The 26,853-nt window shown below is 65.4% G+C and carries 19 protein-coding genes and 1 tRNA gene; 2 read left to right on the plus strand and 18 right to left on the minus strand.

Going from position 1 to position 26,853, the window contains the following annotated elements:
• Genes purF through BN3270_RS08830 form a run of 3 tightly spaced genes read right to left on the minus strand, consistent with a single transcriptional unit; the run spans window position 1 to window position 4,059 of the window.
• On the minus strand, window positions 1-1,479 hold the full coding sequence (gene purF / locus BN3270_RS08820; RefSeq protein WP_058986715.1) for an amidophosphoribosyltransferase: 1,479 nt from the start codon (window positions 1,477-1,479) through the stop codon (window positions 1-3).
• Window positions 1,476-2,360, minus strand: coding sequence for a class B sortase (srtB, locus tag BN3270_RS08825; protein WP_058986716.1), 885 nt, complete (start codon window positions 2,358-2,360; stop codon window positions 1,476-1,478). The genes purF and srtB overlap by 4 nt, the downstream gene beginning before the upstream one ends.
• Window positions 2,353-4,059, minus strand: coding sequence for a hypothetical protein (locus BN3270_RS08830; RefSeq protein WP_058986717.1), 1,707 nt, complete (start codon window positions 4,057-4,059; stop codon window positions 2,353-2,355). The genes srtB and BN3270_RS08830 overlap by 8 nt, the downstream gene beginning before the upstream one ends.
• 242 nt (window positions 4,060-4,301) lie before the next feature.
• Between BN3270_RS08830 and ppk1 the strand changes: the two genes are divergently transcribed.
• On the plus strand, window positions 4,302-6,980 hold the full coding sequence (gene ppk1 / locus BN3270_RS08835; RefSeq protein WP_271711978.1) for a polyphosphate kinase 1: 2,679 nt from the start codon (window positions 4,302-4,304) through the stop codon (window positions 6,978-6,980).
• A gap of 212 nt (window positions 6,981-7,192) precedes the next feature.
• On the opposite strand, the gene BN3270_RS08840 is transcribed toward ppk1, so the two are convergent.
• Both BN3270_RS08840 and BN3270_RS08845 read right to left on the minus strand, forming a co-directional pair.
• The gene (locus tag BN3270_RS08840) at window positions 7,193-8,263 is read right to left on the minus strand and encodes an aspartate-semialdehyde dehydrogenase (protein WP_058986718.1); all 1,071 of its coding nucleotides are present in this window, start codon (window positions 8,261-8,263) and stop codon (window positions 7,193-7,195) included.
• A gap of 39 nt (window positions 8,264-8,302) precedes the next feature.
• Window positions 8,303-9,583 (minus strand): aspartate kinase, encoded by a 1,281-nt coding sequence (locus BN3270_RS08845; RefSeq protein WP_058986719.1) that lies wholly within the window; start codon window positions 9,581-9,583, stop codon window positions 8,303-8,305.
• 191 nt (window positions 9,584-9,774) lie between these two features.
• Between BN3270_RS08845 and BN3270_RS08850 the strand changes: the two genes are divergently transcribed.
• Window positions 9,775-10,737 carry a zinc dependent phospholipase C family protein gene (locus tag BN3270_RS08850; RefSeq protein ID WP_058986720.1) on the plus strand — a complete coding sequence of 321 codons (963 nt, stop codon included), beginning with the start codon at window positions 9,775-9,777 and terminating at the stop codon, window positions 10,735-10,737.
• Between the two features lie 39 nt (window positions 10,738-10,776).
• Here the strand turns inward: BN3270_RS08850 and BN3270_RS08855 are convergent, their stop codons facing one another.
• The 13 genes from BN3270_RS08855 to BN3270_RS08915 form a co-directional block, all read right to left on the minus strand.
• The gene (locus BN3270_RS08855) at window positions 10,777-11,454 is read right to left on the minus strand and encodes an MBL fold metallo-hydrolase (RefSeq protein ID WP_058986721.1); all 678 of its coding nucleotides are present in this window, start codon (window positions 11,452-11,454) and stop codon (window positions 10,777-10,779) included.
• Window positions 11,455-11,470: 16 nt separating this feature from the next.
• Window positions 11,471-13,969 (minus strand): RelA/SpoT family protein, encoded by a 2,499-nt coding sequence (locus tag BN3270_RS08860; RefSeq protein ID WP_082673457.1) that lies wholly within the window; start codon window positions 13,967-13,969, stop codon window positions 11,471-11,473.
• A 16-nt stretch (window positions 13,970-13,985) separates the two neighbouring features.
• A complete protein-coding gene (gene recJ, locus BN3270_RS08865) occupies window positions 13,986-17,324 on the minus strand; it encodes a single-stranded-DNA-specific exonuclease RecJ (protein ID WP_058986722.1) in 3,339 nt (1,112 codons plus the stop codon).
• A 198-nt stretch (window positions 17,325-17,522) separates the two neighbouring features.
• On the minus strand, window positions 17,523-18,413 hold the full coding sequence (locus BN3270_RS08870) for an HD domain-containing protein (RefSeq protein ID WP_058986723.1): 891 nt from the start codon (window positions 18,411-18,413) through the stop codon (window positions 17,523-17,525).
• Window positions 18,414-18,418: 5 nt separating this feature from the next.
• Window positions 18,419-18,976: an aminoacyl-tRNA hydrolase gene (pth, locus tag BN3270_RS08875; RefSeq protein ID WP_058986724.1), complete on the minus strand. Its 558-nt coding sequence runs from the start codon at window positions 18,974-18,976 to the stop codon at window positions 18,419-18,421.
• A 108-nt stretch (window positions 18,977-19,084) separates the two neighbouring features.
• Window positions 19,085-20,053, minus strand: a complete 969-nt coding sequence (locus BN3270_RS08880; protein ID WP_058986725.1) for a ribose-phosphate diphosphokinase — start codon at window positions 20,051-20,053, stop codon at window positions 19,085-19,087.
• A 78-nt stretch (window positions 20,054-20,131) separates the two neighbouring features.
• On the minus strand, window positions 20,132-21,493 hold the full coding sequence (glmU, locus tag BN3270_RS08885) for a bifunctional UDP-N-acetylglucosamine diphosphorylase/glucosamine-1-phosphate N-acetyltransferase GlmU (RefSeq protein ID WP_058986726.1): 1,362 nt from the start codon (window positions 21,491-21,493) through the stop codon (window positions 20,132-20,134).
• Window positions 21,494-21,518: 25 nt separating this feature from the next.
• Window positions 21,519-22,424: a peptidoglycan-binding domain-containing protein gene (locus tag BN3270_RS08890; RefSeq protein WP_334258424.1), complete on the minus strand. Its 906-nt coding sequence runs from the start codon at window positions 22,422-22,424 to the stop codon at window positions 21,519-21,521.
• Window positions 22,425-22,513: 89 nt separating this feature from the next.
• Window positions 22,514-23,554: a polyprenyl synthetase family protein gene (locus BN3270_RS08895; RefSeq protein WP_408606208.1), complete on the minus strand. Its 1,041-nt coding sequence runs from the start codon at window positions 23,552-23,554 to the stop codon at window positions 22,514-22,516.
• An 89-nt stretch (window positions 23,555-23,643) separates the two neighbouring features.
• A tRNA-Leu gene (locus BN3270_RS08900) sits at window positions 23,644-23,728 on the minus strand.
• Between the two features lie 130 nt (window positions 23,729-23,858).
• Window positions 23,859-24,803: a Ppx/GppA phosphatase family protein gene (locus BN3270_RS08905; RefSeq protein ID WP_058986729.1), complete on the minus strand. Its 945-nt coding sequence runs from the start codon at window positions 24,801-24,803 to the stop codon at window positions 23,859-23,861.
• A gap of 6 nt (window positions 24,804-24,809) precedes the next feature.
• Window positions 24,810-25,718, minus strand: a complete 909-nt coding sequence (locus BN3270_RS08910; RefSeq protein ID WP_058986730.1) for an FtsB family cell division protein — start codon at window positions 25,716-25,718, stop codon at window positions 24,810-24,812.
• Window positions 25,719-25,887: 169 nt separating this feature from the next.
• Window positions 25,888-26,685, minus strand: coding sequence for a YebC/PmpR family DNA-binding transcriptional regulator (locus BN3270_RS08915; RefSeq protein WP_058986731.1), 798 nt, complete (start codon window positions 26,683-26,685; stop codon window positions 25,888-25,890).
• Window positions 26,686-26,853: the final 168 nt, after the last annotated feature.

Here is a 26,853-nt window from a genome sequence, read left to right on the forward strand (position 1 = left end):
CTACTGGTTGTCGGCGGCGGCGATGCTGCGCCGCCCGCGGTTTTCGGGGAAGAAGCCCTTGTCCTGCAGCTCTTCGGGGATTTCGGTGATGTAGTCGCCCGTGAAGCAGGCGTCGCAGAAACCGGGGTGGTCGGGCTTGACGGCGTTGCGGAAGCCTTCGAGCGAGATGAAGGCGAGCGAATCGGCGCCGATGAAGTCGCACATCTCGTCGACCGTCATATTGGCGGCGATGAGCTGGTCCTGGGTGTCGGTGTCGATGCCGTAGAAGCAGGGCCACTTCACTTCGGGCGAGACGATGCGCAGGTGCACTTCGGAAGCCCCCGCCTGGCGCAACATGGCGACGAGCTGTTTGCTCGTGTTGCCGCGCACGATGCTGTCGTCGATGACCACGAGCCGCTTGCCGGCGATTACCGAAGGCAGGGGGTTGAGCTTGATGCGCACCGCGTTCTGGCGCATGGCCTGGGTGGGCTGGATGAAGGACCGGCCCACATAGCGGTTCTTCACGATGCCATCGACGTAGGGAATCCCCGACGCCGCCGCAAAGCCCATCGCGGGCGGAACACCCGAATCGGGCACGCCGAGCACGAGATCGGCGTCGACGGGGGCCTCTTCGGCAAGCGTGGCCCCCATCGTGCGGCGGGCCTGGTAGACGCTCTGGCCGTCGATGACCGAATCGGGGCGGGCGAAGTACACGTATTCGAAAATGCAGGAGGCGCGGCGGCCGGCCGGCACGCCCTGCATGCTGCTCATGCCTTCTTCGGAAAAGCGCACGATCTCGCCGGGCTCGACGTCGCGCAGATACGCAGCCCCCACGATGTCGAGACCGCAGGTCTCGCTCGACACGACCCAGCCGCCGCCCGGCAGCGTGCCGATGCAGAGGGGCCTGATGCCGTTGGGGTCGCGGAAGGCGTAGAGGGAGTCGGGGCTGGCAAGCACCATCGCGTAGGCGCCTACGAGCTCGTTCATCATCGCGCGAATGCCGTCGCGCAGGTGGTGGGTGCGGCGCGTTTCGGCGCCGATGAGTTTGGCGGCCACTTCGCTGTCGGTGTTCGAGCGCAGGTGCTCGAGCGTTTCCATAAGGGACTGGTTCTCGCGCACCTCGCCCGTGTTCACGAGCGTGCCGTTGTGGGCGAGCGCGATGAGCACGTTGTCGATCGCCGAGATGTGGGGCTGGGCGCCTTCCCAACCACCGCCGCCCGCCGTGGAATAGCGGCAGTGGCCGATGGCGAGGTTGCCCTTCAGGGCCGAAAGCGACCCTTCGTTGAAGACCTGGGTGACCAGACCCAGATCCTTGTAGGCCATGACGGTCTCGCCGTCGCCCACCGCGATGCCGGCGCTTTCCTGGCCGCGGTGCTGCAGGGCCTGGAGGCCGAAGCAGGTCAGGCGCGCGACGTCTTCGCCGGGCGCGTACACGCCGAAGACGGCGCATGCCTCTTCGAGCCGATCGGGCTTTTCGCCGGGGAGCAAGCTGGTGCTCATGCACCCTCCTTCACGGCGCCAGACAACGCCGTCTCGTCTTCCTTGCCTATAACCCCACCATTATGCGTATTGGGGGCCGCGCTGTCGACAACTTGCGCAAAGAGCACAGCTCTCCCGTTGCTTTCCTGGTAGTCGCAGGTGGCCAAGGTGAAGAGCTTTTGCACGGCCGCCGGGTCAGGAAATCCCTCGGAGGGAGTCACCACGCTGCGACTTTCCTTGTCGGCCACGTAGGCGGCGCGGGCTTCGGGCGTGGCGAAGGCAGTCTGCACGATCGCGTCGGTTGCGTTGGTGAGCACGAGCGAGAAGGTCGTGCACCGGTAGTTCATCGCGGGGGTGAGCACGTAGACGGTGCGGTGGTCGTTGAAGGGGCCGTTGTTGGAAAGGTCCTTGGAAAGGCAGGCGAACATGGACCCGTCGCGCATATGGTGGCCGTAGAGCACGGTGTTGGCGTCGGAGGCATCGGGGGCGTTGGCGGCGTCCATGAAGATGGAGCCCGCCCGCGCCGCGAAGCCCGTCTCGCCGGAGAAGGACCGGTGCAGGTAGACGTCGTTGTCGGCGCCCTGCACGACCGGGTAGTTCACACGCGTGCCCGGGATGTAGACCCAGGCCACGACGTCGGGGTTGACGCTCTTCAGGTAGTCCCAGTCGACGGAAAGGTCGCCGAGCAGGGTCGCATCGCCCGCCTCGCCGGCGGCCGCGTCGGCCGCGGCGGGGTCGAAGGCCTGGGAGGCGACGTCCTGGTATTCCTTGTCGGCATGGTAGTAGGTGTAGCCGATGTAGCCCAAAGCCGCCAGGGCGCAGACGAACACGGCGAGGGCGATCCAGAAGACCGCCCGCCACACGCCGCGCTTCGCGCCCGCAGGTGCGCTTTCCTTACGCATGCGAGAGGGCCTTCAGACGGGCTTCGATCGCGTCGTTGATGATACGCAGGGCCTTGACGCGCGCATAGCGCTTGTCGTTGCTTTCCAGGATGATCCAGGGAGCGAACTCGGTCGAGGTGAGGCGGAACATGTCTTCGACCGCTTCGCGGTACTGGGGGTACTTGTCGCGGTTGCGCCAGTCCTCGTCGGTGATCTTCCACTGCTTGGCCGGGTCGGCGGCGCGCGCCTCGAAGCGACGCAGCTGTTCTGCGCGGTCGATTTCCACCCAGAACTTCAGCAGGATGGCGCCCCAATCGGTGAGCTCGCGTTCGAATTCGTTGATCTCGTCGTAGGCGCGCCCCCATTCGGCCGGGCTCGCGAAGCCCTCCACGCGCTCCACGAGCACGCGGCCGTACCAGCTGCGGTCGTAGATGCCCACATGGCCGGCCCTGGGCAGGCGGGTCCAGTAGCGCCACAGGAAGGGGTGCATGAGCTCGGGCTTGGTGGGCGCCGGGCTGGGGAAGATCGTGTAGGCGCGGGCGTCGAGGGCCTGGGCGACGCGCTTGATGTTGCCGCCCTTGCCGGCCGCGTCCTGGCCTTCGTACATCAGGATGAGCGGAATGCGCTTGCGATACATCTGCATTTCGAGGTTGAACAGGCGCTTCTGCTCGCGCTTCAGGGCCTCGCGGTACTGGTCGGCCTCCAGGCGCAGGTGGTAGTCGACGCCCTGCAGGGTGGGATGGTCGCTTACGATCTTGAAACGCGACGAGGCGGGCGCGAGCGCCGCCTGTTGCTGGGCGATCACTTCGTTGGCCTGACGGACGGCGCGCTCCTCTTCGGGGGTGCGGGTGCGCTCATCGGTGGCCGCGCCGGCGCCCTGGCCGGCCGAATTGGCCTGCGCTTTGGCGGCGGCAGCAGCGGCCGCCGGGTCGGGGGCGGCGTGCACGGCCTGGTCGAGGGCGGTCACAATCGTACGGACGATCGCGAGGTTGGCGCGGCGTTTGTCCTCGCCGTTGAGCACGACCCAGGGGGCGAAATCGAAATTGGTGCGCGAGAGCATGGCCTCAAGCATCTCGGCCTGCTGGTCGTAGCGGTCGATGTTCTTCAGCGCCCCCTTGCTCACGCGCCAAGCGGTCGCCGCATCGCCCGCCAGGCGCTTGAGGCGCTGGCGCTGGGTCTTCTTGCGAATGTGCAGAAAGAACTTGAGCACGATGTAGCCGTCGCTCACAAGCTGGCGCTCGAAGGTGCCCAGGGCGTCGAGGTACTGCTCGACCTCGCGGTCGGGCGTGTCATCGACGGTGATGTCGTCGGGGCTCAGGTGCGGCTGGGTGATGAGCAGGCGCCGCAGGGCCGCCTCGTACCAGCCGCGGTCGAAGAAGGTCATGTTGCCGCGCGGGCCCAAGGCCTTCCAGAACTGCTGCATCATCGGGTAGAAGTCGTGCGCGCCCAGACGCTCCTCGTGGAAGGTGCGGGCCGTGCGCGAATCGAGCCCTTCGGTCACGTGCACGCTCGTCGCGCGCGCGTCGAGGTTGTAGAGCAGATCGGAGATGCGGCCGCCCTTGCCGGCGCCGTCCCACCCCTCGAAGAGGACCACGACGCCGATGCCCTTGCTGTGGGCTTCCTGCTGGAGCACCGTGAGGCGCTTCACCAAGGCGTCGTGCTCGGGCTTGTACTCGTCTTTGCTGATTGGCGCAACGTCGAAATCGATCTTGTCGAGCATAGCCCCTCTTTCCCGCCGGCGGAGTGGCCGGCATCGTCGGAAACGGCGGGAACCGCGCCCCGCCCACGGTCAATCCACCTTACCGCGAAGGCAAAATCCGCGTCAAATCAGGGCTTTTCACCAGTCACTTCAACGGGGCGGGCCTGCGGAAACGCTCAAAGCGCTACTATGTAAGGAGAGAATTCAGACAGTTGCGGAGGCCGTTGTTCTTCGCCCCCGCATACGCGATACGAGGGGGAATCATGGATAAGAAGCTCTCACCCGACGGCGCTATGAAAAAGCCGATCATTTCGGCGAGCGACCTGAGCACCGCCGATGCGGAGGCGCGCCGCAAGGCCCGCGTACCCTACATGCAGAACCGCGAGCTGTCCTGGCTCACGTTCGACGAGCGCTGCCTCGACCAGGGCGCCGACGAAAGCGTGCCCCTGCTCGAGCGCCTGCAGTTCGTCTCCATCTTCTGGAGCAACCTGCAGGAGTTCTTCATGGTGCGCGTGGGCAGCCTGACCGATCTGTCCCTCCTGAAGAAGGTCATCATCGACACCAAGTCGAACATGACCCCGCAGGAGCAGCTGAAGGCCATCTACGCCCGCTGCCACGAGCTCTACCCCGTCGAAGAGCAGATTTACCAGAACGTCCGCGCCGGCCTGGCCGAAAAGGGCGTGCGCCGCTTGGAGTGGGACCAGCTCACCGGCGACCAGCGCGCCTACGCCACCACCTACCTGAAGGCCAACGTCCTGCCCTTCCTTACCCCGCAGATCATCAACGCCCGCCATCCCTTCCCCCACTTGGAAAACGGCGACCTCTACATCATCGTGCGCCTGACCGAAGAGAATGAAAAGAAGACCAAGGAAAACCGCAAGAAGGCCAAGGACGTGGGCGCTGAAGGCGTGACCCTGGGCATCGTCCCGCTGCCCGGCAACGCGAGCCGCGTCGTGAAGCTGCCCGGCGAGGGCTTCAACTTCATCCTGCTCGAAGACCTGCTCGAGGCCAACCTGCAGGAAATCTACTCCATGTACACGATCAAGCACACCAACGTGATCTGCGTGACCCGCAACGCCGACCTCGACGCCACCGAAACCGCCGACGAAGGCGAAGAGGATTACCGCGAGCACATGAAGAAGATCCTGAAGAAGCGCGCCCGCCTGGCGCCGGTGCGCCTGGAAAGCAAGCGCCGCCTGTCCGACACGGTCGCCGGCTTCCTGCTGCCCCGCCTGAATCTCGAGGCCTACCAGTGCTACGTGACGAGCGTGCCGCTCGACATGGGCTACGCCTTCGCCCTTTCGGGCATGGTCGACCCGGTCCTGCGCGCCAAGCTCACGAGCGAACCCTTCGCCCCCGCCTGGCCCGCCGAAGTCAAGCGCACCAAGCGCGTGATCGAACAGGTGCAGGAACGCGACCTGCTGCTGAGCTACCCTTACGAGAGCATGGACCCCTTCGTGCAGATGCTGCGCGAAGCCGCCGCCGACCCCGACGTGGTGTCGATCAAGATCACCCTCTACCGCCTGGCAAGCCGTTCGCACCTGGCCGAGGCCCTCATCGCCGCCGCCGAAGCCGGCAAGGAGGTCACCGCCCTCTTCGAGCTGCGCGCCCGCTTCGACGAAAGCAACAACATCCAGTGGTCCCAGCGCTTCGAGGAAGCCGGAGCCAACGTCATCTACGGCTTCCACGACTACAAGGTCCACAGCAAGATCTGCTGCATCACGCGCCAGACCGAACACGGCCTGCAGCACATCACCCAGCTGGGCACCGGCAACTACAACGAAAAGACCGCCAAGCTCTACACCGACTTCAGCTACATCACCACCGATGAGGAAATCGGCCAGGACGCCGTCGAGTTCTTCCGCAACATGGGCCTGGAAAACGCTTCGCGCGCCTACCAGACCATCTGGGTGGCCCCGCTGCAGATCAAGCAGAACATCCTGAAGAAGATCGACGAGCAGATCGCGCTCGCCAACGCCGGCAAGCCCTGCGGGCTCTTCTTCAAGACCAATTCGGTCACCGACCGCGAAGTGATCGAAAAGATCGCCGAAGCCAGCAAGGCCGGCGTCAAGGTCACCATGCTCGTGCGCGGCATTTCCTGCCTGGTGCCCGGCGTGCCCAAGGAAACCGAAAACATCCGCGTCGTGTCGATCGTCGGCCGCCTGCTCGAGCACAGCCGTATCTACGCCTTCGGCCCGCTCGACTCTTCGGAAATCTACCTGTCGAGCGCCGACCTCATGACGCGCAACATGGACAAGCGCGTCGAAATCGCCTGGCCCGTGCGCAACCCCGACGCCCGTCGCAAGATCCTGCACTACGTGCATACCTGCCTTGCCGACACCGACAAGCTGCGCGAGCTACGCTCCGACGGCACCTTCACCCCCCTGCACGCCTTCGTGACGGCCGGCGAAGCACCCTTCAACGCCCAGGAAACCCTGATCAAGGAAGCCCACGACGCGTCTGAAGCCGCTCACGAAGAGGAGATGTCCGAAAAGACCGCCTTCGAGAAGCTTTCGATGCAAGCCCGTGACAAGCGCCGCAAGGACGTCAACGAACGCCGCGCCTTCACCGATTTGGAAGAGATGTACCGCGAGGCCCTGCAGCATCAAATCGGCGGGACCGACAACGACGCGATGGAGTCCTTCGTAAACGCGGCGGCCAAGGCCTTTGCCGAAGTCGAGGCCAAGAAGCTGCAGGCCGCGGCCCTTTCCGGCGGCGAGCCTGTGACCGACCCGGCGCCCGCACCTGCGCCTGCACCTACACCCGCCCCGGCGCCCCAACCTGCGCCAGCGCCTGCGCCCGAGCCCGTCCCGGCACCCGCGCCGGCTCCCGAACCGGCACCTGCGCCCCAGCATGCGGCCGCACCCGCACCCGCGCCCGCCCCGGCCAAGGAAGATCCCAAGCCCGAAAAGCACGGCTTCTTCTGGCGCCTCTTCCACTAGAGCGCGCATGCGTGCCACTCCCCGGGGAGTGCGGCACACGAGGGAAACGCAGAGGGCCACGGCATCGCGCCGTGGCCCTCTTTTTGCGGGTGCCCTACCCCGGGGTTCGGCTCACGTGAGCGCCGCCTGCGCCACCCCCCGGGTGTGGCGCAGGCGGCAGCACGAAAAAGGCCGCCCGAAGGCGGCCTTACGCAACGGTCTGCAACGCCCCGCTAGGGAAGCAGGCACTGGGCGATCTGCACGGCGTTGAGCGCAGCGCCCTTGCGGATCTGGTCCATCACGAGCCACATCGCGATGCCGTGCTCTACCGAGGGGTCATCGCGCAGACGGCCCACGTAGACGTGGTCGGACCCGGCAAGCAGGCCCGGCATGGGATAGACGTTATGGGCGGGATCGTCGCGCACCTCCACGTCCTCGCCGGCCATAAGGGCGCGGCGCGCGTCGGCCAGGGACACGGGCGCGTCGAACTCGACGTTGAGGGATTCGGCATGGCAGCGCAGGACGGGCACGCGCACGCAGGTGGGTGCCACTTCGATCGTGTCGTCGCCGAAGATCTTCTTGGTTTCGACGACCATCTTCCACTCTTCCTTGGTGTAGCCCGGCGCCACGTCGGCCGCCATATCGGACCCCTCGTCCAGGAAGACGTCGATATGGGGGATCGTGTTGAAGGCGATCTGGTCGCTGAAGGCGCTCACGGTAAGCTCTTCCCCGTTGAGGAACTGGCGGGTCTGGTCGTAGAGCTCCTGCATGGCCTTGGCGCCGGCGCCGCTGGCCGCCTGGTAGGTCGACACGACGACGCGCTTGATGTGGGCCAGGTCGTTCAGGGGCTTCAGGGCGACGACCATTTCGATCGTGGAGCAGTTGGGGTTGGCGATCACGCCGTTATGCCAGGCAAGGTCGGCCTTGTTGACTTCGGGCACGACCAGGGGCACGTCGGGGTCCATGCGGAAGGCGCTCGAATTGTCGATCATGACCGCGCCATGAGACACCACGGCGTCGCGCAGCTGCTTGGAGACCCCGGCACCGGCCGAAAACAGGGCGATGTCGACGCCTTCGAAGCTTTCGGGCGTCATTTTCTCGACCGTCAGGTCGCCGGCAGGCACCTGGCCGCACCCTTCGAAGGCAAGCTTCTTGCCGGCCGAACGCGCCGAGGCGAGCGCGCGCACCTCCTTGGCGGGGAAATCCACGTCGTGGAGCACCTTGAGGAACTCGGCCCCCACCGCGCCGGTCGCACCGCATACGGCAACCACGGGCTGAGCAGGCATTTCCTTCGTCCAAGCCATTGTTCATACCTTCCTATTGGAACGATCGATACCTAAGGTTTAGCGGCCCTTCTGCTTCTTGGCAGCAAGCTCTTCGGCAGAGAGCATTTTCTCTTCGAAGACGCTGTCGCCATCGAGCCCGAAGGCCGTGTGCAGGCAGCACACCGCGCGCTCGACCTGTTCGGCTTTCACCACCATGGACAGGCGGATGGGGCTCGTGGAAATGAGCAGGATGTTGACGTCGTTGTCGGCCAGGGTCTGGAAGGCCTTAGCGGCCACGCCCGGGCTCGACTTCATGCCGGTGCCCACGATAGAGACCTTGGCGATGCTTTCGTCGACGGCGTATTCGCGGGCCTTCAGGGTGCCGAGCAGGCCCTCGATCACCGTGCGGGCGCGCGGGAGGTCGGCTTCGGGGCAGGTGAAGGTGATGTCGGTATGACCGTCTTCCGACACGTTCTGAATGATCATGTCGACGTTGACGTTGTTGCTGGCGAGCGCCGTGAACACGTGCGCGGCCACGCCCGGGGTGTCCGGAGCGTCGCGGATCGTGACCTTCACTTCGGACGTGTCGTGTGCAATGCCGGTGACTACCGCTTGCTCCATAGTGGGATCGGCCTCCTTGACGAGCGTGCCCGGCGTATCGGTGAACGCGGAGCGCGCGTGGATGACAACATGGTATTTGCGCGCGAACTCGACGGCGCGGCTCTGCAGGACGCCCGAACCGGCGCTCGAGAGCTCGAGCATGTCTTCGTAGCTGATGGCGTCGAGCTTGCGAGCGCGCGGGTCGACGCGGGGGTCGGTGGTGTAGACGCCGTCGACGTCGGAATAGATTTCGCACATATCGGCGCCGATGCCGTAGGCCACCGCCACCGCCGTGGTGTCGGAACCGCCGCGACCGAGCGTGGTGATGTCCCCGTTCTTGTCGATGCCCTGGAAGCCGGCGACGACAGGGATGATCCCCTGGTCGATGGCCGCCTTGATGCGGTCGGCGTGCACGAGGGTGATCTTGGCCTTGGCGTGCTCGTTGTCGGTGTGGATGCCCGCCTGACGACCGGTGAAACTCATAGAGCGGTACCCGTGGGCTTGGATAGCCATGGCCAGCAAGGTCATCGACACCTGCTCGCCCGTGGAAAGCAGGCGGTCGATCTCGCGCGCGGGCGGATTTTGGGAAAGCTGCGCCGCCAGGCTCATGAGCTCGTCGGTGGTCTTGCCCATGGCGGACACCACCGCCACGACGTCGTTGCCTTCTTGCTTCATCTTGATGAGGCGATTGGCGACCATTTTGATTCGTTCGGGCGACGCGACTGACGTGCCCCCGAATTTGGCTACGATTAGTGACATCGGCTACTTCCTGATCGAAAATCTTGCGTTCACTATACCAGCATGGAGTGCGACCGAAAGGGGGATGCTCTAGACGCACAAATTTCCTCATCGAGCGGGATTTATCGGTGCCTTCGGCAAAAGGGCAATGGGTATGATAGACGGGAGAAAACCCACGCGCATGCGCCGCCAACGTAGTACAGGAGCTGCCTATGCCATCGATGATCACGCACGACCTGTTCGCGAAAGACCTGCTCGAAGAAAGCGATCTGCGCCTTGCCGGCGAGGTGAAGAAGGCCTTCCTCTTGGGCGCCCAGGGCCCCGACCCCCTCTATTTCCTGCGCGTCGACCCCCGCTACCTGGCGCAGGCGCCCGGCACCCTGGCCCAGCACCTCCACACGCGCAACACGACCGCCCTGCTCGTCTCCCTGCGCCACTGCCTCGACCGGCTGCCAGCCGCCTTCCAGCCCTTGGCGCACGCTTACGCAGCAGGCTTTTTGGCCCACTACGCGCTCGACTCCACAGCGCACCCGCTCGTCTACGCGCTCGAATACCGTATCTGCGACGCCGGCGTCGAAGGGCTCACCCGGCAGAGCAAGGGCGAGGTGCACCATGCGATCGAGCATGAACTCGACGAAGCTCTGCTCTTCCGCCGCACGGGCGAAACGGTGGCCCGTCACAACCCCGGCCGCGAGATCCTGCAGGGCGCGCGCTCCACGCTCGACGCGATCGGGACGTTCTACGTGCAGATCGCCCGCGCCACCTACCAGCGCGCGATCAGCGACCGCCTCTACGGCGACGCCGTGCGGGCCTACCGGACGGTCGAGCGCCTGCTCTGGTCGCCAAGCGGCCGCAAGCGCGCCGTGCTCGGTGCAATCGAGGAATCGGCCCGCCCCTTCTCGCTCGTGAAGGCCTTCACCCACCGGCCCGTGCAAATCGAGACCACCTGGTTCGCCAACGACGCCCACCACGATTGGGAAAACCCCTTTACCGGCGAGCTCACGCGGAAATCCTTTGCCGACCTCTACGACGAGGCCCTCTTGCTCGCCCTCGACCTCACGCGCGCCTTCGAAGCGGGACCCTTCGACGAAGCGACCGTGCGGACGCTCACCGGCGGCCTCAACTTCGACGGCGACGTCCCCAACGACCTCTACGAGGAGGGTGCAATCGCCTAGCGGCGGGCCGGGCGCGCGGGCGCCCGCAACGCGCAGACCCTACATGAGCGCTTCGATCGTGCGCTGGCGTTCGTCGCCGATCGTGGTAGTGCGGTTGTGGCCCGGCAGCACGATGCAGGCATCGGGCAAGGCGGAAAGGGTGCGCAGGGACGCACGCATCTGGCCCATGTCGCCGCCTTCGAAATCGGTGCGCCCGATGCTCGCGAAGAAGAGGGTGTCGCCCGAAAGCAGCAAGGGCCGGCCGGCATGCGGGGCCGAAGCCGGATCCAAGAAGAAGCACATCCCGCCTGGGGTATGGCCCGGCGTGGCGATGCAACGCCAGACGGTGGCGCCCACCGCAACGGTGTCGCCGTCGTCGAGCTTATGGTCTACCGGGCACGCCTGTGCCGCGCCCATGAAATCGCGCTGACCGCTTTCGATGAGCCCCGCATCGATACGGGGCGCAAAGACGGGAGCGCCCGTTTCGCGCACGAGCGCCGCCAGCCCCGACACGTGATCCCAATGGTTGTGGGTGACGAACACGGCCGACACGCGGTCGATGTCGAGCGCGTGGGGCAGCTTTTCGGCATGCGAGCTGGGATCGACGACGATCGTGCCCCCTTGGCCGTCGTCGACGAGATAGGTGTTGTTCTCGATGGGGCCGAGCACGGCATAGCGGACGTCGGCGCAACCGCCGCTCACCTTCCGTACGGGGATATGCGAGGATTCGTAGGCCATAGCAGGTCCTTCCGATTTATTTCTTCGACACCGTGTCGCCCGGCATCATACGGCGCGCTTCGATGACGCCGTCGATCGATTCGAGCTTGGCGATGATGCGGTCGATCGAGTCGACCGTGCTCACCTGGAACAAAAAGCGCATGTCGGCCATGCCGTCGCGATGCGACGCCGTGGAAGACGAAAGCACGTCGGCCCCGCATTCGGAAAGCGCGGCCACCACGTCGACGAGCAGGTTCAGGCGATCGAGTGCCTCGATGAAGAGCTCAACCTTGTAGGAGGTCTTCGACTGGGGGTCGGATTCCCACGCCACGTCGATGATGCGCTCGGGATGGTCCATGAGGCTTTTGGCGTTGGGGCAGTCGCGCCGGTGCACCGACACGCCGCGCCCGCGCGTGATGAAGCCGATGATGTCGTCGCCGGGCACGGGATTGCAGCAACGCGACAGGCGCACGAGCATGCCCGAATCGCCCTTCACGATCACGCCGTTCGACGCGTGCTCCTTCTTGTGGCGCGGCGCGCGCACTTGGGTGATCATGGGCGGCATGATCGACGTGGTCACGCTCGCGGTCTTCGAAGCCGCCTTGGCGGCCTGGGCGCTCTCTTCGGCCACTTCGGGCGCAAGCTCCTTCAAGAGGCGGTTGGCCACGGAAAGGGTGCTTTCCTTGCCCGTGCCCACATGGGCGAACATCTCGTCGGGGTCTTTGAAGCCCATGCGTTCGGCCACAAGCTTCTGGGCGCGGATGCTGCGGGCGTTCGAGATGCCGAACCCGTGCTTGCGCATTTCCGCCGCCACGCGGTCGCGCCCCAGCTGGACGTCGTCGGAATGGGAAGCTTTGGTGAAGTAGGCGCGGATCTTGCTGCGAGCGCGCGGGGTTTTCACGATCTTGAGCCAGTCGCGGCTGGGGCCGGCGCTCTTCTGGGTGAGGATCTCGATGCGGTCGCCCATCTGCAGCTCGTAGGTGAGGGGCACGATCGACCCGTTGACCTTGGCGCCCACGCAGTGGTTGCCCACTTCGGTGTGAATGGCGTAGGCGAAGTCGACCGGAGTCGACCCGGCGCGCAGGCTCATGGCCTCGCCCTTGGGGGTGAAGACGAAGACCTCGCTCGGAGCAAGGTCGACCTTCAGCGATTTCAGGAACTCGCGGGAATCCTGGGTTTCGTCCTGCCAGTCCATCATCTGGCGCAGCCAGGCGAGCTGGCGGTCGAAATCGGCGTCGCCCTTGCCGCCTTCCTTGTAGCGCCAGTGGGCGGCCACGCCGTACTCGCTCTTGCGGTGCATTTCCTCGGTGCGGATCTGCACTTCGAGCGGACGGCCGGCCGGACCGATGACCGTGGTGTGCAAGCTTTGGTACATGTTGTACTTGGGCATGGCAATGTAGTCTTTGAAGCGCCCCGGCATGGGGTGCCACAGGCTGTGCACGGCGCCCAGGGCCGAATAGCATTCGGCCACCGTGTTCACGATGATGCGCACGGCAATGAGGTCGTAAATCTCGGAAAAGTCCTTGCCGCGCACCGTCATCTTCCGATAGATCGAGTAAAGGTGCTTGGGGCGGCCCATGATCTGGCAGTCGATGTGAACCTTGTCCATCTCGCCGCGCAGGATGTCGATCACGTTGCCCAGGTACTCCTCGCGCTGGGCGCGGCTTTCGGCCACCATGCGCGAGACCTGCTTGAATTTCAGCGGTTCGAGGTAGAAAAACGACAGGTCCTCGAGCTCCCATTTGATCGACCCGATGCCCAAACGGTGGGCGATCGGCGCGTAGATTTCCATGGTCTCGCGGGCCTTGAAAATCCGCCGGTCCTCGCGCAGGGCAGAAAGGGTGCGCATGTTGTGCAGGCGGTCGGCCAGCTTGATCACGATGACGCGGATGTCCTTGTTCATGGCCACGAACATCTTGCGGATGGTGGCCGCCTGTTCGTCGGAAAGCTCTTTGACCTCGATGCGGGTGATCTTGGTGACGCCGTCGACCAGCTGGGCGACGGCGGGATTGAACATTTCCGCAAGCTCGTCGAGCGTGGTGTCGGTGTCTTCCACCGTGTCGTGCAAAAGCGCCGCGCAGAGGGTCTCGACGTCCATGCGCAGGTCGGCCAGGATGATGGCCACTTCGACCGGATGGGCCACGAAGGGCTCGCCGCTCTTGCGGCACTGACCCTTGTGGGCCTTGCGGGCGAAGAGGAAGGCGCGCTTGAGCATTTCCTCCTCGTAGGGGCCCAGATACGACGAGGTGGCTTCCTGCAGGTCGGCGAAGCGCTCTTCGGGGGTCTTGGTGCGGGTCACCTTGGTGGGGTCGGCCGCACCGATCACGTTGGCTTCGAAGGACAGGGCCTGCGCCCCCTTGCGGCCGATCAGCTGGTCCGACCCGTCGCTGAAGCGCGGGGCTTGCGGTTCGCCAGCGTCCGAGGGGCGCGGATGCCCGATAAGCGGCTCGCCGCCCTCGTCGACCGACACCAGCTTCGCCTCCGCGTCGCCGGGCGTCCCTTCCCTTTCGGGAACGTCGTGTGCATCGCTGCCCATAGGAGCCTCCTTGCAGTTAGTTGCCCGCACCGGGCAATATCGGCCGGATTATGCGGTCGCGCACGGCGGCGGGACTGCATGTCATCGCCCACTCGCCGAAGGCGCGGAAGATGCGGATCTCGTCGAGGCCTTCCCGGTAGCGCACGCTGTCGGTGAGCTCGACTTTGGCTTTCGCGGGCACCACCGAAAGCGCCCGCACCTCGGGCGCGCCCGGCACCGCAGAGGTCCTCACCAAGCCCAGCTCGCGGAAGACGGCAATCGCACAGGTCGCCGATTCGGGCGCGACGTCGCGAGACAGACGGGCCGCCGTGACGTGGGCGATCTCGTCGTCGGTATCGAGAATCGCGCCGCCCTTTTCGGACTTGGCCATGCCCGCGATCGTGCGGTAGACCTCCCCCATCATATCGTGGTCGGGGGTCCAGGCGGTGAGAATCTGCTCGTTGACCTTGGCATCGGCCGTACCGAAGAGCAAATGGACGGTGGCCTTTTCGCCGTCGCGACCCGCACGACCGCTCATCTGGTTGAACTCCACCTCGTTGAAGGGCAGATGGTAGAGGACCACATGGCGGATGTCGGGAATGTTGACGCCCTCCCCGAAGGCCGACGTGCTCACCAAGACGGCCAGCTGGCCGCGGCGGAACATCTCTTCGACGCGCTTGCGGTCGGCGCGGGGCAGGCCGGCGTTGTAAAAGCCGATGAAGGGGGCCATCTGGGGCACCTGCTTGCGCAGCATGCGGGCCAGGGCAACCGACTGGCGGCGCGAGTTCACGTAGACCACGGTCTTTTCGCCAGCAGCCACCAAATTGGCCAGGTAGGGATCGCGATGGCGCAGATTGCGCTGATCGTCGACGACGAGGTTGTCGCGCGCCGTGTCGTCGAAGACGCAGCGGGTGATCCCGAGCGTGCGCTCGATGTCGTCGGCCACGTCGGGACCCGCCGTAGCCGTGAGGGCGAGCACGCAGGGGTTGCCGAGAGCCTCGACCGCCGCATCGAGCTGGATGTAGGCAGGGCGCTGGCCCGCCTTAGCCTGGCCGATGTGATGGGCCTCGTCGACCACCAAAAAGCGGATGCGGCCGCTCGCGGCGAACTCGCGAGCATGGAAGCTTAAGAATTCGGGCGTGGTGAGGACGATGTCGACCGAACCGTCTTCCAGCCCGGCGAATACGGCGGCGCGCTCGTCGGGCGTCGACTCGCCGGTAAGCACTTCGGCGGCGATGCCGAAGGGCGCGAGCGATTCGCGCACATGGTAGGCCTGGTCGGCGATCAGCGCGCGCAGGGGGTAGACGAACAGGCTCGCCTCGCGCGCGGCGAGGGCCCGTTCGGCCGCATGCAGCTGGAAGGTGAGCGACTTGCCGCGGCCCGTGGCCATGACGGCCAGGGTCGACTGGCCCTGGGACAGGGCGTCGAGCACGGCTTGCTGGGACGCGAACAGGTCGCCGTCGCCGATGAGGGCCGACACGATCTCGCGGCGCAGCTCGTCGGGGCGGTCGGCGGCAAGCTGCTCCCACTGGGCGCGATTGCGCTCGCGTTCCTCTTCCAGGCGATTGTCCTCTTCGGGGTTGTCGGCGCAGTCGGCGCAGAGGTCCGAATCGCTTTCGGCATACATTTCGGTCACGTAGTTGCGGTGTTCGCTCGAAATAAGGGCTTCGAGCGCACAGCAGGGCTTCACCGGGGCGATCGAAGACAGCATGGCCTTCACCGACCGGCGCCCCCGCCATTCGTCGACCTGCACTTCGAAGGCGGCGTTGACCACGCTGTCGCAGCGCATGAGCTGGTCGATGTAGGGGCAGTGGAACATGATGCCCGCCACCGAATGCACGCCGTCGGTGAGGGTGGTGGAAAAGTGGTTCTTGTCGGCGCCCACCGCGCGCGACCGCGTGAGGGTGACGTCGCGGGCCAGGTAGCGCGGCTGGCGGTTTTCCTGCCCGAAGGGGGCCAGGGCGTCGAGGGCTTCCACGTTTTCCAGCGTGAGCTCGCCCAAATCGACGACGGCGTCGATGTCGATGCGCGGGTGGAAGCTGCTCGCGGGCAGGGAATCCATGTAGGCGCACAGGCGGTCGGAAAACTCGCCCAGGCGGTCGGCCGGCAGGGTCACGCCCACGGCGGCCTCGTGCCCGCCGAAGCGGGTGAGGATGTCCTTGCAGCTTTCCACCGCTTCGAAGAGGTTGACCTGGCCCACGCTGCGGCCCGACCCGCGGGCCACGCCCTCGTCGTCGATCGTGAAGAGGATGCAGGGCACCCCGTAGCTGCGCACCAGGCGCGAGGCCACGATACCCTTCACGCCTTCGTGCCAGCCCTCGCCGCCCACCACGAGGGCGCGCTGGCCGTGGTAGACCTCCTTGGCCTGCAGGCTCGCGATTTCGGCGAGCTCGGCTTCGATCGCCCGGCGTTGGGTATTGACCTCTTCGAGCACGGCGGCCTTGCGGCTCGCGGCGTCGAAATCGTCTTCCAGGAGCAGGTCGAGCGCCACCGCGGCATCGCCCATGCGGCCAGCGGCGTTCAGGCGCGGGATCAAGCTGAAGGACAGCGAGGTGGCGGCCACCGGTTTGTCGGCGGCGCCGGCGGCGGCCAGAAGGGCGGCGATGCAGGGTCGGGGCGCGTCGTTCATGCGAGCGACGCCGTCGGCGACGAGGGCACGGTTGCCCGCCTGCATGGGCATGAGGTCGGCCACGGTGCCCAGGGTCGCGAAATCGGTGTATTCGCGCCACAGGTGGGGCTGGCCGAAGCGGGCGCCGAGCACCTGCACGAGCTTCAAGGCCACGCCCACGCCGGCCAGAATGCTGCTTTGGCAATCGGGGTCGAGCTTGGGGTCGCAGACAGGCACCCCTTCGGGGACGAGATCGGCCGGTTCGTGATGGTCGGTGATGAAGACCCCCACCCCGCGGTGCTTGAGCGTGCGCACTTCTTCGCGGCAGGCGATGCCGCAGTCGACGGTGACCACCACGTCGGGCTCGCAGGCCATGAAGCGATCGATCGCCGCCTGGGTGATGCCGTAGCCTTCGTCGGTGCGGCGCGGGATGAAGGGAATCGCCGTGGCGCCCAGGGCGCGCAGACCGCGCGTGAGCACCGTAGTGGCCGACACGCCGTCGACGTCGAAGTCGCCGAAGACCAGGATGCGCTTGCCGTCGCGGATGGCCGCTTCGAGCCCGTCGGCCACTTCTGCCATACCGGGGATGTCGTAGGGATTGCGCCAATCGCGTTCGAGCGAGGGATTCAAAAACTCGCGGGCTTCCTGGGGCGATTCGATGCCGCGGGCGACCAGGGTGGCGGCAACGATATGGGGAACGCCAAGCGTGCGTTCGAGAACGTCGACCACGGCAGGGTCGACGGTGCGGATGTTGAAACGTGCGGACAATGGAATCAAAACCTTATACGTGCTGTGTGTCTTTCGCTCGCTATTGTCGCACAGTCTCATTCCCGCGAGGCCGGGAAACGGGACACCTTTACGCGCGCGTAAAGCAAAGAGCGTCCACAATGCGCGTATCTAGGGGAAGCGTGCTTCCGAGGAAAGCCCGTCCGTTTCTGCGCCCGCGCCTCCCCTCAACACGAAGGGTTAGCGAATGCCCTGGTCAGCGAGGTAGGCCTTGAGTTCGGCTTCCATGCGCGCGAAGGCCGCACGCGTTGCGGGGCGCACGAAGGGGCGCTCCATCATCTGGAAGACGTAGCCCTGCTCCACCATGATGCGCCGGCTCTCCGGATAGGCGAGCTCCCAGGCGAAGCACACGTGGCCGAGCAGGATATCTGCGGGATAGTGGCGGGCATCGCGGGGGATGGTCGAATGTCGGGAGAACCAGGAGACGGCCTCGTCGGACAAGGCGCTTTCGAGTATCGCGCTCTCCGGCATGCCGTAAATCGATTCGACGGAATCGATGCAATTCACCTTGAGGATGTCGACTTTATCGGCATCGCGCAGGATCTCGCAGAAATGGCGCGTGCGCTCGTCGAGGCCTTCGGGAAGCCGCCAGGCGCTGTGCAGGGCCACCGCCGTGCGGATACGGTCGTCTTCGGCATCGTCTTCGACGAAAGACCGAATAAGCGGCGGGCAGCCGTGCGCGCAATCGAACAGGATCCGAGCGCCCAGCTGGGCATGCCCCACCGACTGGGCGTCGTTGAAGGTGCCCCAGCGGCGCACCTGCTCGAAACGGCCTATGTCGTGCAGAAGCCCCAGAAGCCAGGCCAGCCCCGCATCCTCGTCGCCCGTGCCGGATGCTCCTGCGGATGCGCAGTCCGCGTCGGCATCGCCCTGCCCCGCCGCAGCAAGAGGGCCCGCGCAGGGCTCAAGGGAGCGCGCGATGCGCTCGGCAAGCTCGGCCACGCGATAGGTATGGTCGACCTTCAGGGAGATTTTCGGGTCGGCAGGGTCGTACGCCGCCACATAGGCAGCGAATGCCCCGAGCGCCCGGTCCTTGTCTATCTTCACCGCCACGTCGTCTTCGGTCCCCACACGTCCTAGGACCAGCGGCGTTGGGCCTTGTCGAGGCCGTTACGCACGATGAAGTCGACGACCTGGGCCGCCTCGTCGCATTCGGCCTCGAGCTCTTCCAAATCGCGCTTGCGCACGTCGGCAAGGACGAACTTGGCAACCGGCATCTTTCCCGGCGGGCGCCCGATACCGCAGCGCACGCGGATGAAGTCATGGGTGCAGAGCTTGTCGCAGATCGACCGCAGACCGTTGTGGCCGGCATGGCCGCCGCCCTTTTTCACGCGCACCGCGCCCGCAGGGGTTTCCAGGTCATCGTGGACCACGATCAGGCGGTCGGGCTTCAAGCGATAGGTGGAAAGGACCTGCTTGACCGGCCCGCCCGACACGTTCATGAAGCTCTGGGGCTTGGCGAGCACCACGTCTTCCCCGCCGATGGTCGCCTTGGCGGTAAGCGAGCCGCACTCGGTTTTCCAATAGCGCACGCTCAAATCGGCCGCGAGGCGGTCGATCGCCATGAAACCGGCGTTGTGCCGGGTATGGGCATATTCTTCGCCGGGGTTGCCCAGCCCCACCACTGCGTACATGCGCACTCCACCTCTCACAGGAAAGCGCCCCGCGGACGGGCGGAGCAGCCCCGAAGGACCGCACCTGCCGCACTCACGCGGGGCGCTCGGGATACGATTCGAAAATGCCTAGCTGAACAGGGCCGACACGCTGCCGCATTCGTAGACGTTGCGGATGGTTTCGGCGAACAGCGGGGCGAGCGAAAGGACCTTGATCTTGCCGTTCTGACGGTCGAGCGGCACGGGCACCGCGTTGGTGACCACGACTTCCTTGATCTGGGAGTTCTCGATGCGCTCGTAGGCCGGGCCGCTGAACAGGCCGTGGGTGGCGCAGGCGTAGACCTCGCGCGCGCCGCGGTTGCGCAGGGTGTCGGCCGCGGCGACCAGGGAGCCCGCCGTGTCGATCATGTCGTCGTTGATGATGCAGATCTTGTCCTTGACGTCGCCGATGAGGGCCGTGATTTCCGACTGGTTGTGACGCGGACGGTCCTTGTGCATGATCGCGATGTCGCAATCGAGCATGGTCTGGAACTTCTTGGCGGCCTTGGCGCGACCCACGTCGGGCGACACGACGCAGACCTCTTCGGGGTTCCAGCCCTTCTGCTTGTAGTATTCCACAAAGATGGGCATGGCCGTCATGTGGTTCACCGGCAGGTCGAAGAAGCCCTGGATGGCGTCCTGGTGCAGGTCGATCGTGATGACGTTGTCGGCGCCGGCCACCGAAAGCAGGTCGGCGACGAGCTTGGCGGTGATGGGCTCGCGCGGGGCGGCCTTGCGCTCCTGACGCGCGTAGCCGTAGTGGGTGATCACGGCGGAAATGGAACGGGCGCTCGCGCGCTTGGCCGCATCCATCATGATGAGCAGTTCCATCAGGGCGTCGTTGATCGAGGGACCGGCGACCGACTGCACGATGAAGACGTCGGCGCCGCGCACGCTTTCCTGGTAGCGCGCGTAGATTTCCCCGTTCGCGAACTTCTCCAAGCGTACGTTGCCCAGCGGGACCTCGAGCTCTTCGGCGATCTCCTGCGCGAGCGAGGGGTTCACCGAACCCGTGAACAAGGCGAGGCGCTTCGTGATGGGAGTGTTTTCGTATGCCATGATCAACCCTTCTATTGTGGCAAGCAACACTTGGATTCTAACGCGCCGCACAAGCCGACGCCACGGACGGATGCGGCCCTAGTCGTCGACGGGGCGGTTGCGGTCGGGTTTGACGACCTGGCGAGCGCGACCCAAGGCGAGCGCGTAGTCGGGCACGTCCTGGGTGATGACGGAACCGGCGCCCACGAGCACATGAGCGCCCAGGTTCACGGGGGCCACCATCATGGTGTCGCTGCCCACGAAGGAATCGTCGCCGATCGTGGTGGGCCACTTCTTTACACCGTCGTAGTTGCAGGTGATCGACCCGGCGCCGATGTTGACGCCCGAACCCATCGTGGTGTCCCCGATATAGGACAGGTGGGGAACCTTGCTGCCCTTGCCGATCGTCGATTTCTTGATCTCGACGTGGGTGCCGGCCTTGGACCCGTCGCAGAGGTGGGTCTGCGGGCGCAGGTAGGCGCGGGGGCCGCAGTCGACGTCGTTGTCAATCGTCGTTTCGATGGCGACCGTTTCGTCGATCGTGCAGTTGCGGCCCACCGTGGTATCGGTGAGGCGACTGCAGGGGCCCACCACGGTGCCGGTGCCGATGTGAGTCTTCCCCGCCAGCATGACCTGGGGCAGGATTTCCACATCGGGATCGATCGTGACGTCGGGGCCGATCCAGACGGTGTCGGGGTCGAGCATGGTTACGCCGGCAAGCATATGGCGCTCGTTGATGCGGCGCTGCATGATCTTGGTGGCGGCGGCCAGCTGCACACGCGTGTTGACGCCCAGGCATTCGGCCGCGTCGGCCGTGTAGGCCACCACGGCGCGTCCGGCCTTGCGGGCGATTTCAATCACGTCGGTGAGGTAGAACTCGCCCTGGGCATTGTTGGTGTCGACCTTGCCCAAAGCATCGAAGAGGAGCTCAGCATCGAAGCAGTAGAAGCCCGAGTTGCATTCGCAGATCTGCGCCTGTTCGGGCGTGCAGTCCTTCTGCTCGACGATACGCTCCACCTGGCCCTGGGCATCGCGCACGATGCGGCCGTAGCCGGTGGGGTCGTCGACCTTCATGGTAAGGACCACCACGCCGGCGTCGGCTTCGTCGCGCGCCTGGGCGAGCGCGGCGATCGTCTGCGGGGTGATAAGGGGACAATCGCCCGAAAGCACGAGCAGCGACCCCGTGGCGCCTGCAAGCGCGGGCACGGCGGCGGCCACCGCATCGGCGGTGCCGCGCTGTTCGACCTGCACGGCCACGCGCGCGTCGCCCGCCACAATCGGTTCGACCGCTTCGCGGCCATGGCCGAGCACGCAGACCACGTCTTCCACGCCGGCTTCGTGCGCGGCGTCGACGACCCAGCGCACTATCGGCTTGCCGAGTACCTCGTGCAGCACCTTCGGCTTGGCCGATTTCATGCGCGTGCCCTCGCCGGCGGCGAGAATGATTGCCTGAAGTCCCATATGTCCCCCTAGAGAATGCGCTCGACTACTGGCAGTCGGCGGCAAGCGCCGCGCACAGGGCGTCGAGCAGAGTGATTGCGTAATGTTGGGCCGAACGGTCGGGCCCGGCGTCTTCCCACTGGCTACCCGGCAGGCAGACCGACACGCGATGCGGGTGCTGCTCGCGCGCCACGCCCAAGGCCGATTGCAGGCGCAGACCCAGCGTCGATTCGTTTTCGAATTCCACGAAGGGCACGCTCCCAGAAGCGTCCTGCTTGCTCGTGACGATGTGCACGAGCGTCATGTCGTCGCCCGGCAGCACGAGCAGGTTGTCGGCGGAAACGATCTTCGACGAGGGGTTGGTGGCCAGTGACAGGTTGGACATGCGGTCGGCCACCGAACGGGTGAAGTCGTCAGTGCCGAACAGGCACACCGCGTTGGTTTCCAGCACGTCGGCCGCACGGGCGAAGCCCACGTGCTTGGTGGCCTGCGGGCCCGGTTTGCCCTCCCAGGAATGGTGGAGGTTGTTGATCGCGCGGTAGGTGAAGGCACCGGCGATGCCGTCGGAAGGCAGGCCCATATTGAGCTGGAATTTGCGCAAGGCCGATTCGGTGTAGGCCCCGAAGATGCCGTCTTCGCCGCAGGCGAAGCCCAAGGCGTTGAGCGCCGACTGCAGCTGCTTGACATCGTTGCCGTGGAAATAGGGCATGTGCAGGTAGAGGGTGCGATCGCCCAGGGTGAACGTGGCGTCGAGCAGGGCCGCCCAGATCTTGTCGTTAACCTCGCGCAGTTCCGGCAGGCCCTCTTCGCGACAGAAGGCCGCCACCGCTTCGGCGGTGGCTTCGTCGAAGGTGCCCGTTGCTTGCTTCGGCCCCAGGAATCCCAAATCGATCAGCTTCTGCTGAACATCGGATACGCCAGCGCCGGTGTCGTGTAACTGAATTGCTTCCATGTGCGCCATTCTATTCCGGAGGTGTCCCGCAGGCGCGGGCCTGCGGCTTTTTCAAAGATATTCGCACAGCGTGCACGCGTCGCGCGCTGTTAGCGCAGACGATTCACAAACCAATCGGCCATGGACAGGAGCAAGTCGCGCGCCTGCGAAGGCTCGATCACGTCGACCAGGCGAATCTTGGCTACGCTCGTGAGGTTTTCGGCATACTCGCGCGCGTAGTCGATACTGCCCGATTCCTGCATGATGTCGACCGCTTCGGCGAGGACCGCCGGGTCCTTTTCGTGGGAGGACAGGATTTCGACGAGCCGGTCGCGCTGGGCGGAATGCTGCAGGGCGTGCACCACGACGAGGGTGCGCTTGCCTTCGGTGATGTCGCTGCGGAAGTCCTTCTTGGTGGATTCTTCGGCGCCGATCAGGTTGAGCAGGTCGTCTTGAATCTGGAAAGCGAGCCCGGTGTCGAGGCCGTAGTTGCGCAGACCCTCGATTTCGGTTTCGGTGCCGCCGCCGATGATGGCGCCCACGGCCAGGGGCACGGCCCCCGAGTAATGGGCCGTTTTGTGGGTGGCCATGACCAGGTAGTCTTCGGTCGTGATGTCGTAACGGCCGTCGCGCGCCCAGCCCAAATCGAGGGCCTGACCTTCGATCGTGCGCTGGGTCATCTTGATGAGCTCGCGCACCACGCGCACCTTGGTCGCGTCGTCGAGGCTTTCGTCTTCCATCACCGTGCCGTTAACCAGGGAAAGCCCCAGGTCGCCGGCGTTGATCGCGATGCCCTCGCCTTCGGTGAGATGCAGGCAGGGCTCGCCACGGCGCAGTTCCGCTTCGTCGGCGATATCATCGTGGATGAGAGCGGCGGTGTGGAAGTGCTCGATGGCCGCTGCGGCGCTCGTGGCCTTCACGATGTCGCCGCCCACGGCCTGGCAGGCCGCAAAGCAGATGAGCGGGCGATGGCGCTTGCCCCCGTTCTGGCTGTACGTGAACAGGGGGTCGTAGAGGTAGCGGTCCATATCGGGATGCGTGCCCCGCGGAATATAGGTGTTGATGAGGTCGCCTACCTGCTTGGCGTAGCTGTTCAGGTAGTCCTGGAAGTTGCCCGGTTGGGCATTCACCGAACGGATGATTTCGCGGATGTTTTGAACAGTGGTCTCAGACACGTGTGCCGCACTCTTTCCCGGGCGTATCGCGCAAGCTGCCCGCAGCTCTGCATCGGTTGTTACGGTGGTAGGAGCGGTGGGACTCGAACCCACATATCCGAAGATGGCGGATTTTAAGTCCGCTGCGTCTGCCAGTTCCGCCACGCTCCCGCATCCTTTTGATGCAATTTCCCATCATAGCAAAAGGCGCAAGCCCACAACATAGTGCATAGAAAGCGCCCACGACGGAAGCAAATGCGCGAACGGCACGGTTGCAGGGCCCAATGCTGAGCCGAGCGGGTTAGGCGCGGCCGTCCATGCGCTGGGCGGTCGACATGATGATGCCCTGCAGGATGTCGTTTTCGCTCGCCGTGAACGACCCGGTGCCGGCCAGGTCGACCAGGTCCTGCAAGATGAGCATGCCGGCCACGATTACCGGCGCCCGGCCCGCCTGCAGGCCCGTGATGCGCACGCGTTCGGCCAGGGGCACGCTCGCCACCTGCGTGGTGACGCGGGCAAGATCGGCGGCCGTCACCTGGGCGCCCTGCACGCGCGACGAATCGTAGACTTCCATCCGGTCGCGAATCGACACGACTGTGGTGGCCGTGCCCGCCACCGACACCATGCGGTCGATTTCGAAACCCTGGGAGCGCACCTCGTCGAAGAAGGCCGCGAACTGCGGGTGGCACCAAGCGCGCGCGGCCGCGATCTCTTGGGCCGTGGGCGGGTCGCCCGCCAGGTTGCGTTCAGTCACGCGGCGGCACCCGATGTTGAAGGAGTGCTTGAACAGGGGTTCCTGGCCGCCTATGCCGCAGATGAGCTCGGTCGAGCCGCCGCCCACGTCGGTCACGAGCAGGCGCTCGCCCGGGAAATCGGCCGAAGCGCCCAAAAACGACAGGGCCGCTTCGCGCTCGCCGGGAATCACCGTAAGGGTCACGCCCAAACGGGCAAGCTTATCCTGGAAGACCTGAGCGTTCTTGGCGTCGCGGCTTGCCGAGGTAGCCAGGGCGACCACGGTGACGGGCGCGCCGGGCTCTTCGAAGCCGCGCACCACGTCCATATAGGAAGCGACCGCGGCGCACGTGCGCTCCATCGCCGCTTCGGAAAGAACGCCCGTCGCATCGACGCCCTCCCCCAGGTTCACGATTTCAGCCCGCTTGGCGAGCTCGTCGAGGCCGTGTTCGGTGACGTCGGCCACCAGCAAACGAGCCGTGACCGTTCCGATGTCGATTGCCGCGATGCGCATGGTTACCTACCCTTCGAAGCCGAACAGAGGATCGAGTATGCCGGAATACCAAGTAGCGGGCGCCGACGCATCGATGGATGAACTCGACACAGTCGACGAAGCGTCGCTCGAATCGTCGAGACCCGCAACGTTGACCGCGCTCTCGTCGCCGCGCACCCAGCCGTACTGGTCGCGCACCGCGTCTTCCTTGCCTTCGTCGGTGGAAAGGTAGTTCACCTGGTTCTGCAGGTCGGTGTTGCGCTGGGAAGCGATGTCGTAGGCCGCTTGGGTCTTGGCCTGCTCGCGCAGGGCCAAGTAGTAGGACTGGGCCGGCGCGTAAAGGAAGGCCGCGCACATCACCGTGCAAGCCGCAACGACCACGGGCACGAAGAAGGCCGAATGGCCCGTGCGCGCCTTGTGGGCGTCGAACTTGGCGCGCACCCCCGACGCACTGCCGGCCGCCTCGTTCTGCAGGCGAGCCGACCGTTTATGGGACGCCCCCATCTTGCCGCGGTAAAGCGCGGCGCGCGGACCTTCCGGCGCCGGGGCGTCGTCGCGCACCGTGCGGTCGTAGAGGCGGTCGGCGCGGCGCTTGGCGGCCTCGCGGCGACGACGGCTGCGCTCGTCTTCCGCTCCGGCTGCGCGGCCGTCTTCGGCATCGTCGTGCTCGTCGCGGCGGGCGAAGGCGTCACGTCCCACGGCGGCCGCTCGAGCCTCGCGGGCGCGCAGGCGCTCGCGGGCGGCCTCGCGCGCGTCTTCCGACATGTTGTCCAAGGGAGAGGAGGCCCCGCGTTCGGGGCGCGACTCGGCGTGAGCACCGCGGCGCACCGCGCGCGCGGACGCTCCGGCATGGCGGGCACGAGACCTGCTGGCCTCGTGTTTCGCCTGTTCAAAGTCGAGAATGCGAGCGCTTCGCTGTGTGTGGTCGTTGGGCACGAACGTCGGTCCTTTGCAGTTGGGTGGTACGTTTCGGTAGGCTGGATACTGCTTTGGTGGGACCTACTATAACACCCGTTTCAAGGATCGGAGAAAGCCCTTTCGGAATATCAAAAACGCCCTTCCGCGTGTGGCGGAAGGGCGTTCGAAGAACCGCTTGAAACGGGGTTTACTCCTCTTCGAGAGCCGCCGCGATTTCGTCGGTGATGTCCATGGTGTGGTAGACGCCCTGAAGGTCTTCGAGCTCTTCGAGCTTGTCGACCAGGCGCATAACCTTCTTGGCATCGGACACGGAAACCTGGGTCGGGGTGGTGGGCAGCATGACGAATTCGGCGCCGGCCGTTTCGATACCCTGGTCCTCGAGACCCTTCTTCACGGCCATGAGGTCGGAGGGGTCGGTGTAGACGATCCAGCTGTCGTCGGCGTCTTCGTAGTCGGAGCCGCCCGCTTCCATAACCTGCATCATGAACTCGTCTTCGTCGACGGCGTTTTCCTTATCGGGAACCTTCTTCGAATCGGATTCGATGATCTTGGGAACGCGGATCTGGCCCTTGCGCTCGAACTGGAAGGCCACCGAACCGCTCGTGCCCAGGTTGCCGCCCGCATGGGCGAAGGCGCTGCGCACGTCGGCCGCGGTGCGGTTGCGGTTGTCGGTCAGGGCCTCGCAGTAGATGGCGACGCCGGCCGGGCCGTAGCCTTCGTAGACGACCGTTTCGTAGTTCGCGGCGTCCTTGCCGGAACCGAACGCTTTGTCGATAGCCGTCTTGATCTTGTCCTTGGGCAGCGAATAGCCCTTGGCCTTTTCGATGGCGGCAGCAAGAGAAGCGTTGTTGTCCGGGTTGGGGTCGCCCCCCTCCTTCGCGGCAACGGTGATGTTGCGGGAAAGCTTACCGAACAGCGCCGAACGCTTAGCGTCCTGAGCTGCCTTGCGGTGCTTGGTGGTAGCCCACTTTGAATGCCCTGACATAGCACTTCCTTAATTGTTGAATAGCCGGTGGATACGCACGCAGTCGTGCGGCAAAATGCAATTTGCTAGTGTAGCACAGGCGGAGCAAGCGTGCAGATGCACACCCCTCTCCCCCGTATCGTCAAATGGCGCCGAACGCCACCGGCGTACGCGATTTTCATGGGATCC

Origin of the sequence: Hugonella massiliensis (assembly GCA_001486445.1) — a bacterium.
GTDB lineage: Bacteria > Actinomycetota > Coriobacteriia > Coriobacteriales > Eggerthellaceae > Hugonella > Hugonella massiliensis.

Bases quoted from the DNA above. Each gene is read 5' to 3' on its own strand.
- BN3270_RS08905 (WP_058986729.1), bottom strand. From the start codon at position 24,803: ATGCGCATCGCGGCAATCGACATCGGAACGGTCACGGCTCGTTTGCTG.
- pth (WP_058986724.1), bottom strand. From the start codon at position 18,976: ATGTACGCAGTGGTGGGGCTGGGCAACCCCGGCGAAGAATATGCCCAT.
- BN3270_RS08855 (WP_058986721.1), bottom strand. From the start codon at position 11,454: ATGGCCTACGAATCCTCGCATATCCCCGTACGGAAGGTGAGCGGCGGT.
- ppk1 (WP_271711978.1), top strand. From the start codon at position 4,302: ATGGATAAGAAGCTCTCACCCGACGGCGCTATGAAAAAGCCGATCATT.
- BN3270_RS08830 (WP_058986717.1), bottom strand. From the start codon at position 4,059: ATGCTCGACAAGATCGATTTCGACGTTGCGCCAATCAGCAAAGACGAG.
- BN3270_RS08890 (WP_334258424.1), bottom strand. From the start codon at position 22,424: ATGGAAGCAATTCAGTTACACGACACCGGCGCTGGCGTATCCGATGTT.
- glmU (WP_058986726.1), bottom strand. From the start codon at position 21,493: ATGGGACTTCAGGCAATCATTCTCGCCGCCGGCGAGGGCACGCGCATG.
- BN3270_RS08860 (WP_082673457.1), bottom strand. From the start codon at position 13,969: ATGGGCAGCGATGCACACGACGTTCCCGAAAGGGAAGGGACGCCCGGC.
- BN3270_RS08915 (WP_058986731.1), bottom strand. From the start codon at position 26,685: ATGTCAGGGCATTCAAAGTGGGCTACCACCAAGCACCGCAAGGCAGCT.
- BN3270_RS08840 (WP_058986718.1), bottom strand. From the start codon at position 8,263: ATGGCTTGGACGAAGGAAATGCCTGCTCAGCCCGTGGTTGCCGTATGC.
- BN3270_RS08850 (WP_058986720.1), top strand. From the start codon at position 9,775: ATGCCATCGATGATCACGCACGACCTGTTCGCGAAAGACCTGCTCGAA.
- BN3270_RS08880 (WP_058986725.1), bottom strand. From the start codon at position 20,053: ATGGCATACGAAAACACTCCCATCACGAAGCGCCTCGCCTTGTTCACG.
- srtB (WP_058986716.1), bottom strand. From the start codon at position 2,360: ATGCGTAAGGAAAGCGCACCTGCGGGCGCGAAGCGCGGCGTGTGGCGG.
- BN3270_RS08845 (WP_058986719.1), bottom strand. From the start codon at position 9,583: ATGTCACTAATCGTAGCCAAATTCGGGGGCACGTCAGTCGCGTCGCCC.
- purF (WP_058986715.1), bottom strand. From the start codon at position 1,479: ATGAGCACCAGCTTGCTCCCCGGCGAAAAGCCCGATCGGCTCGAAGAG.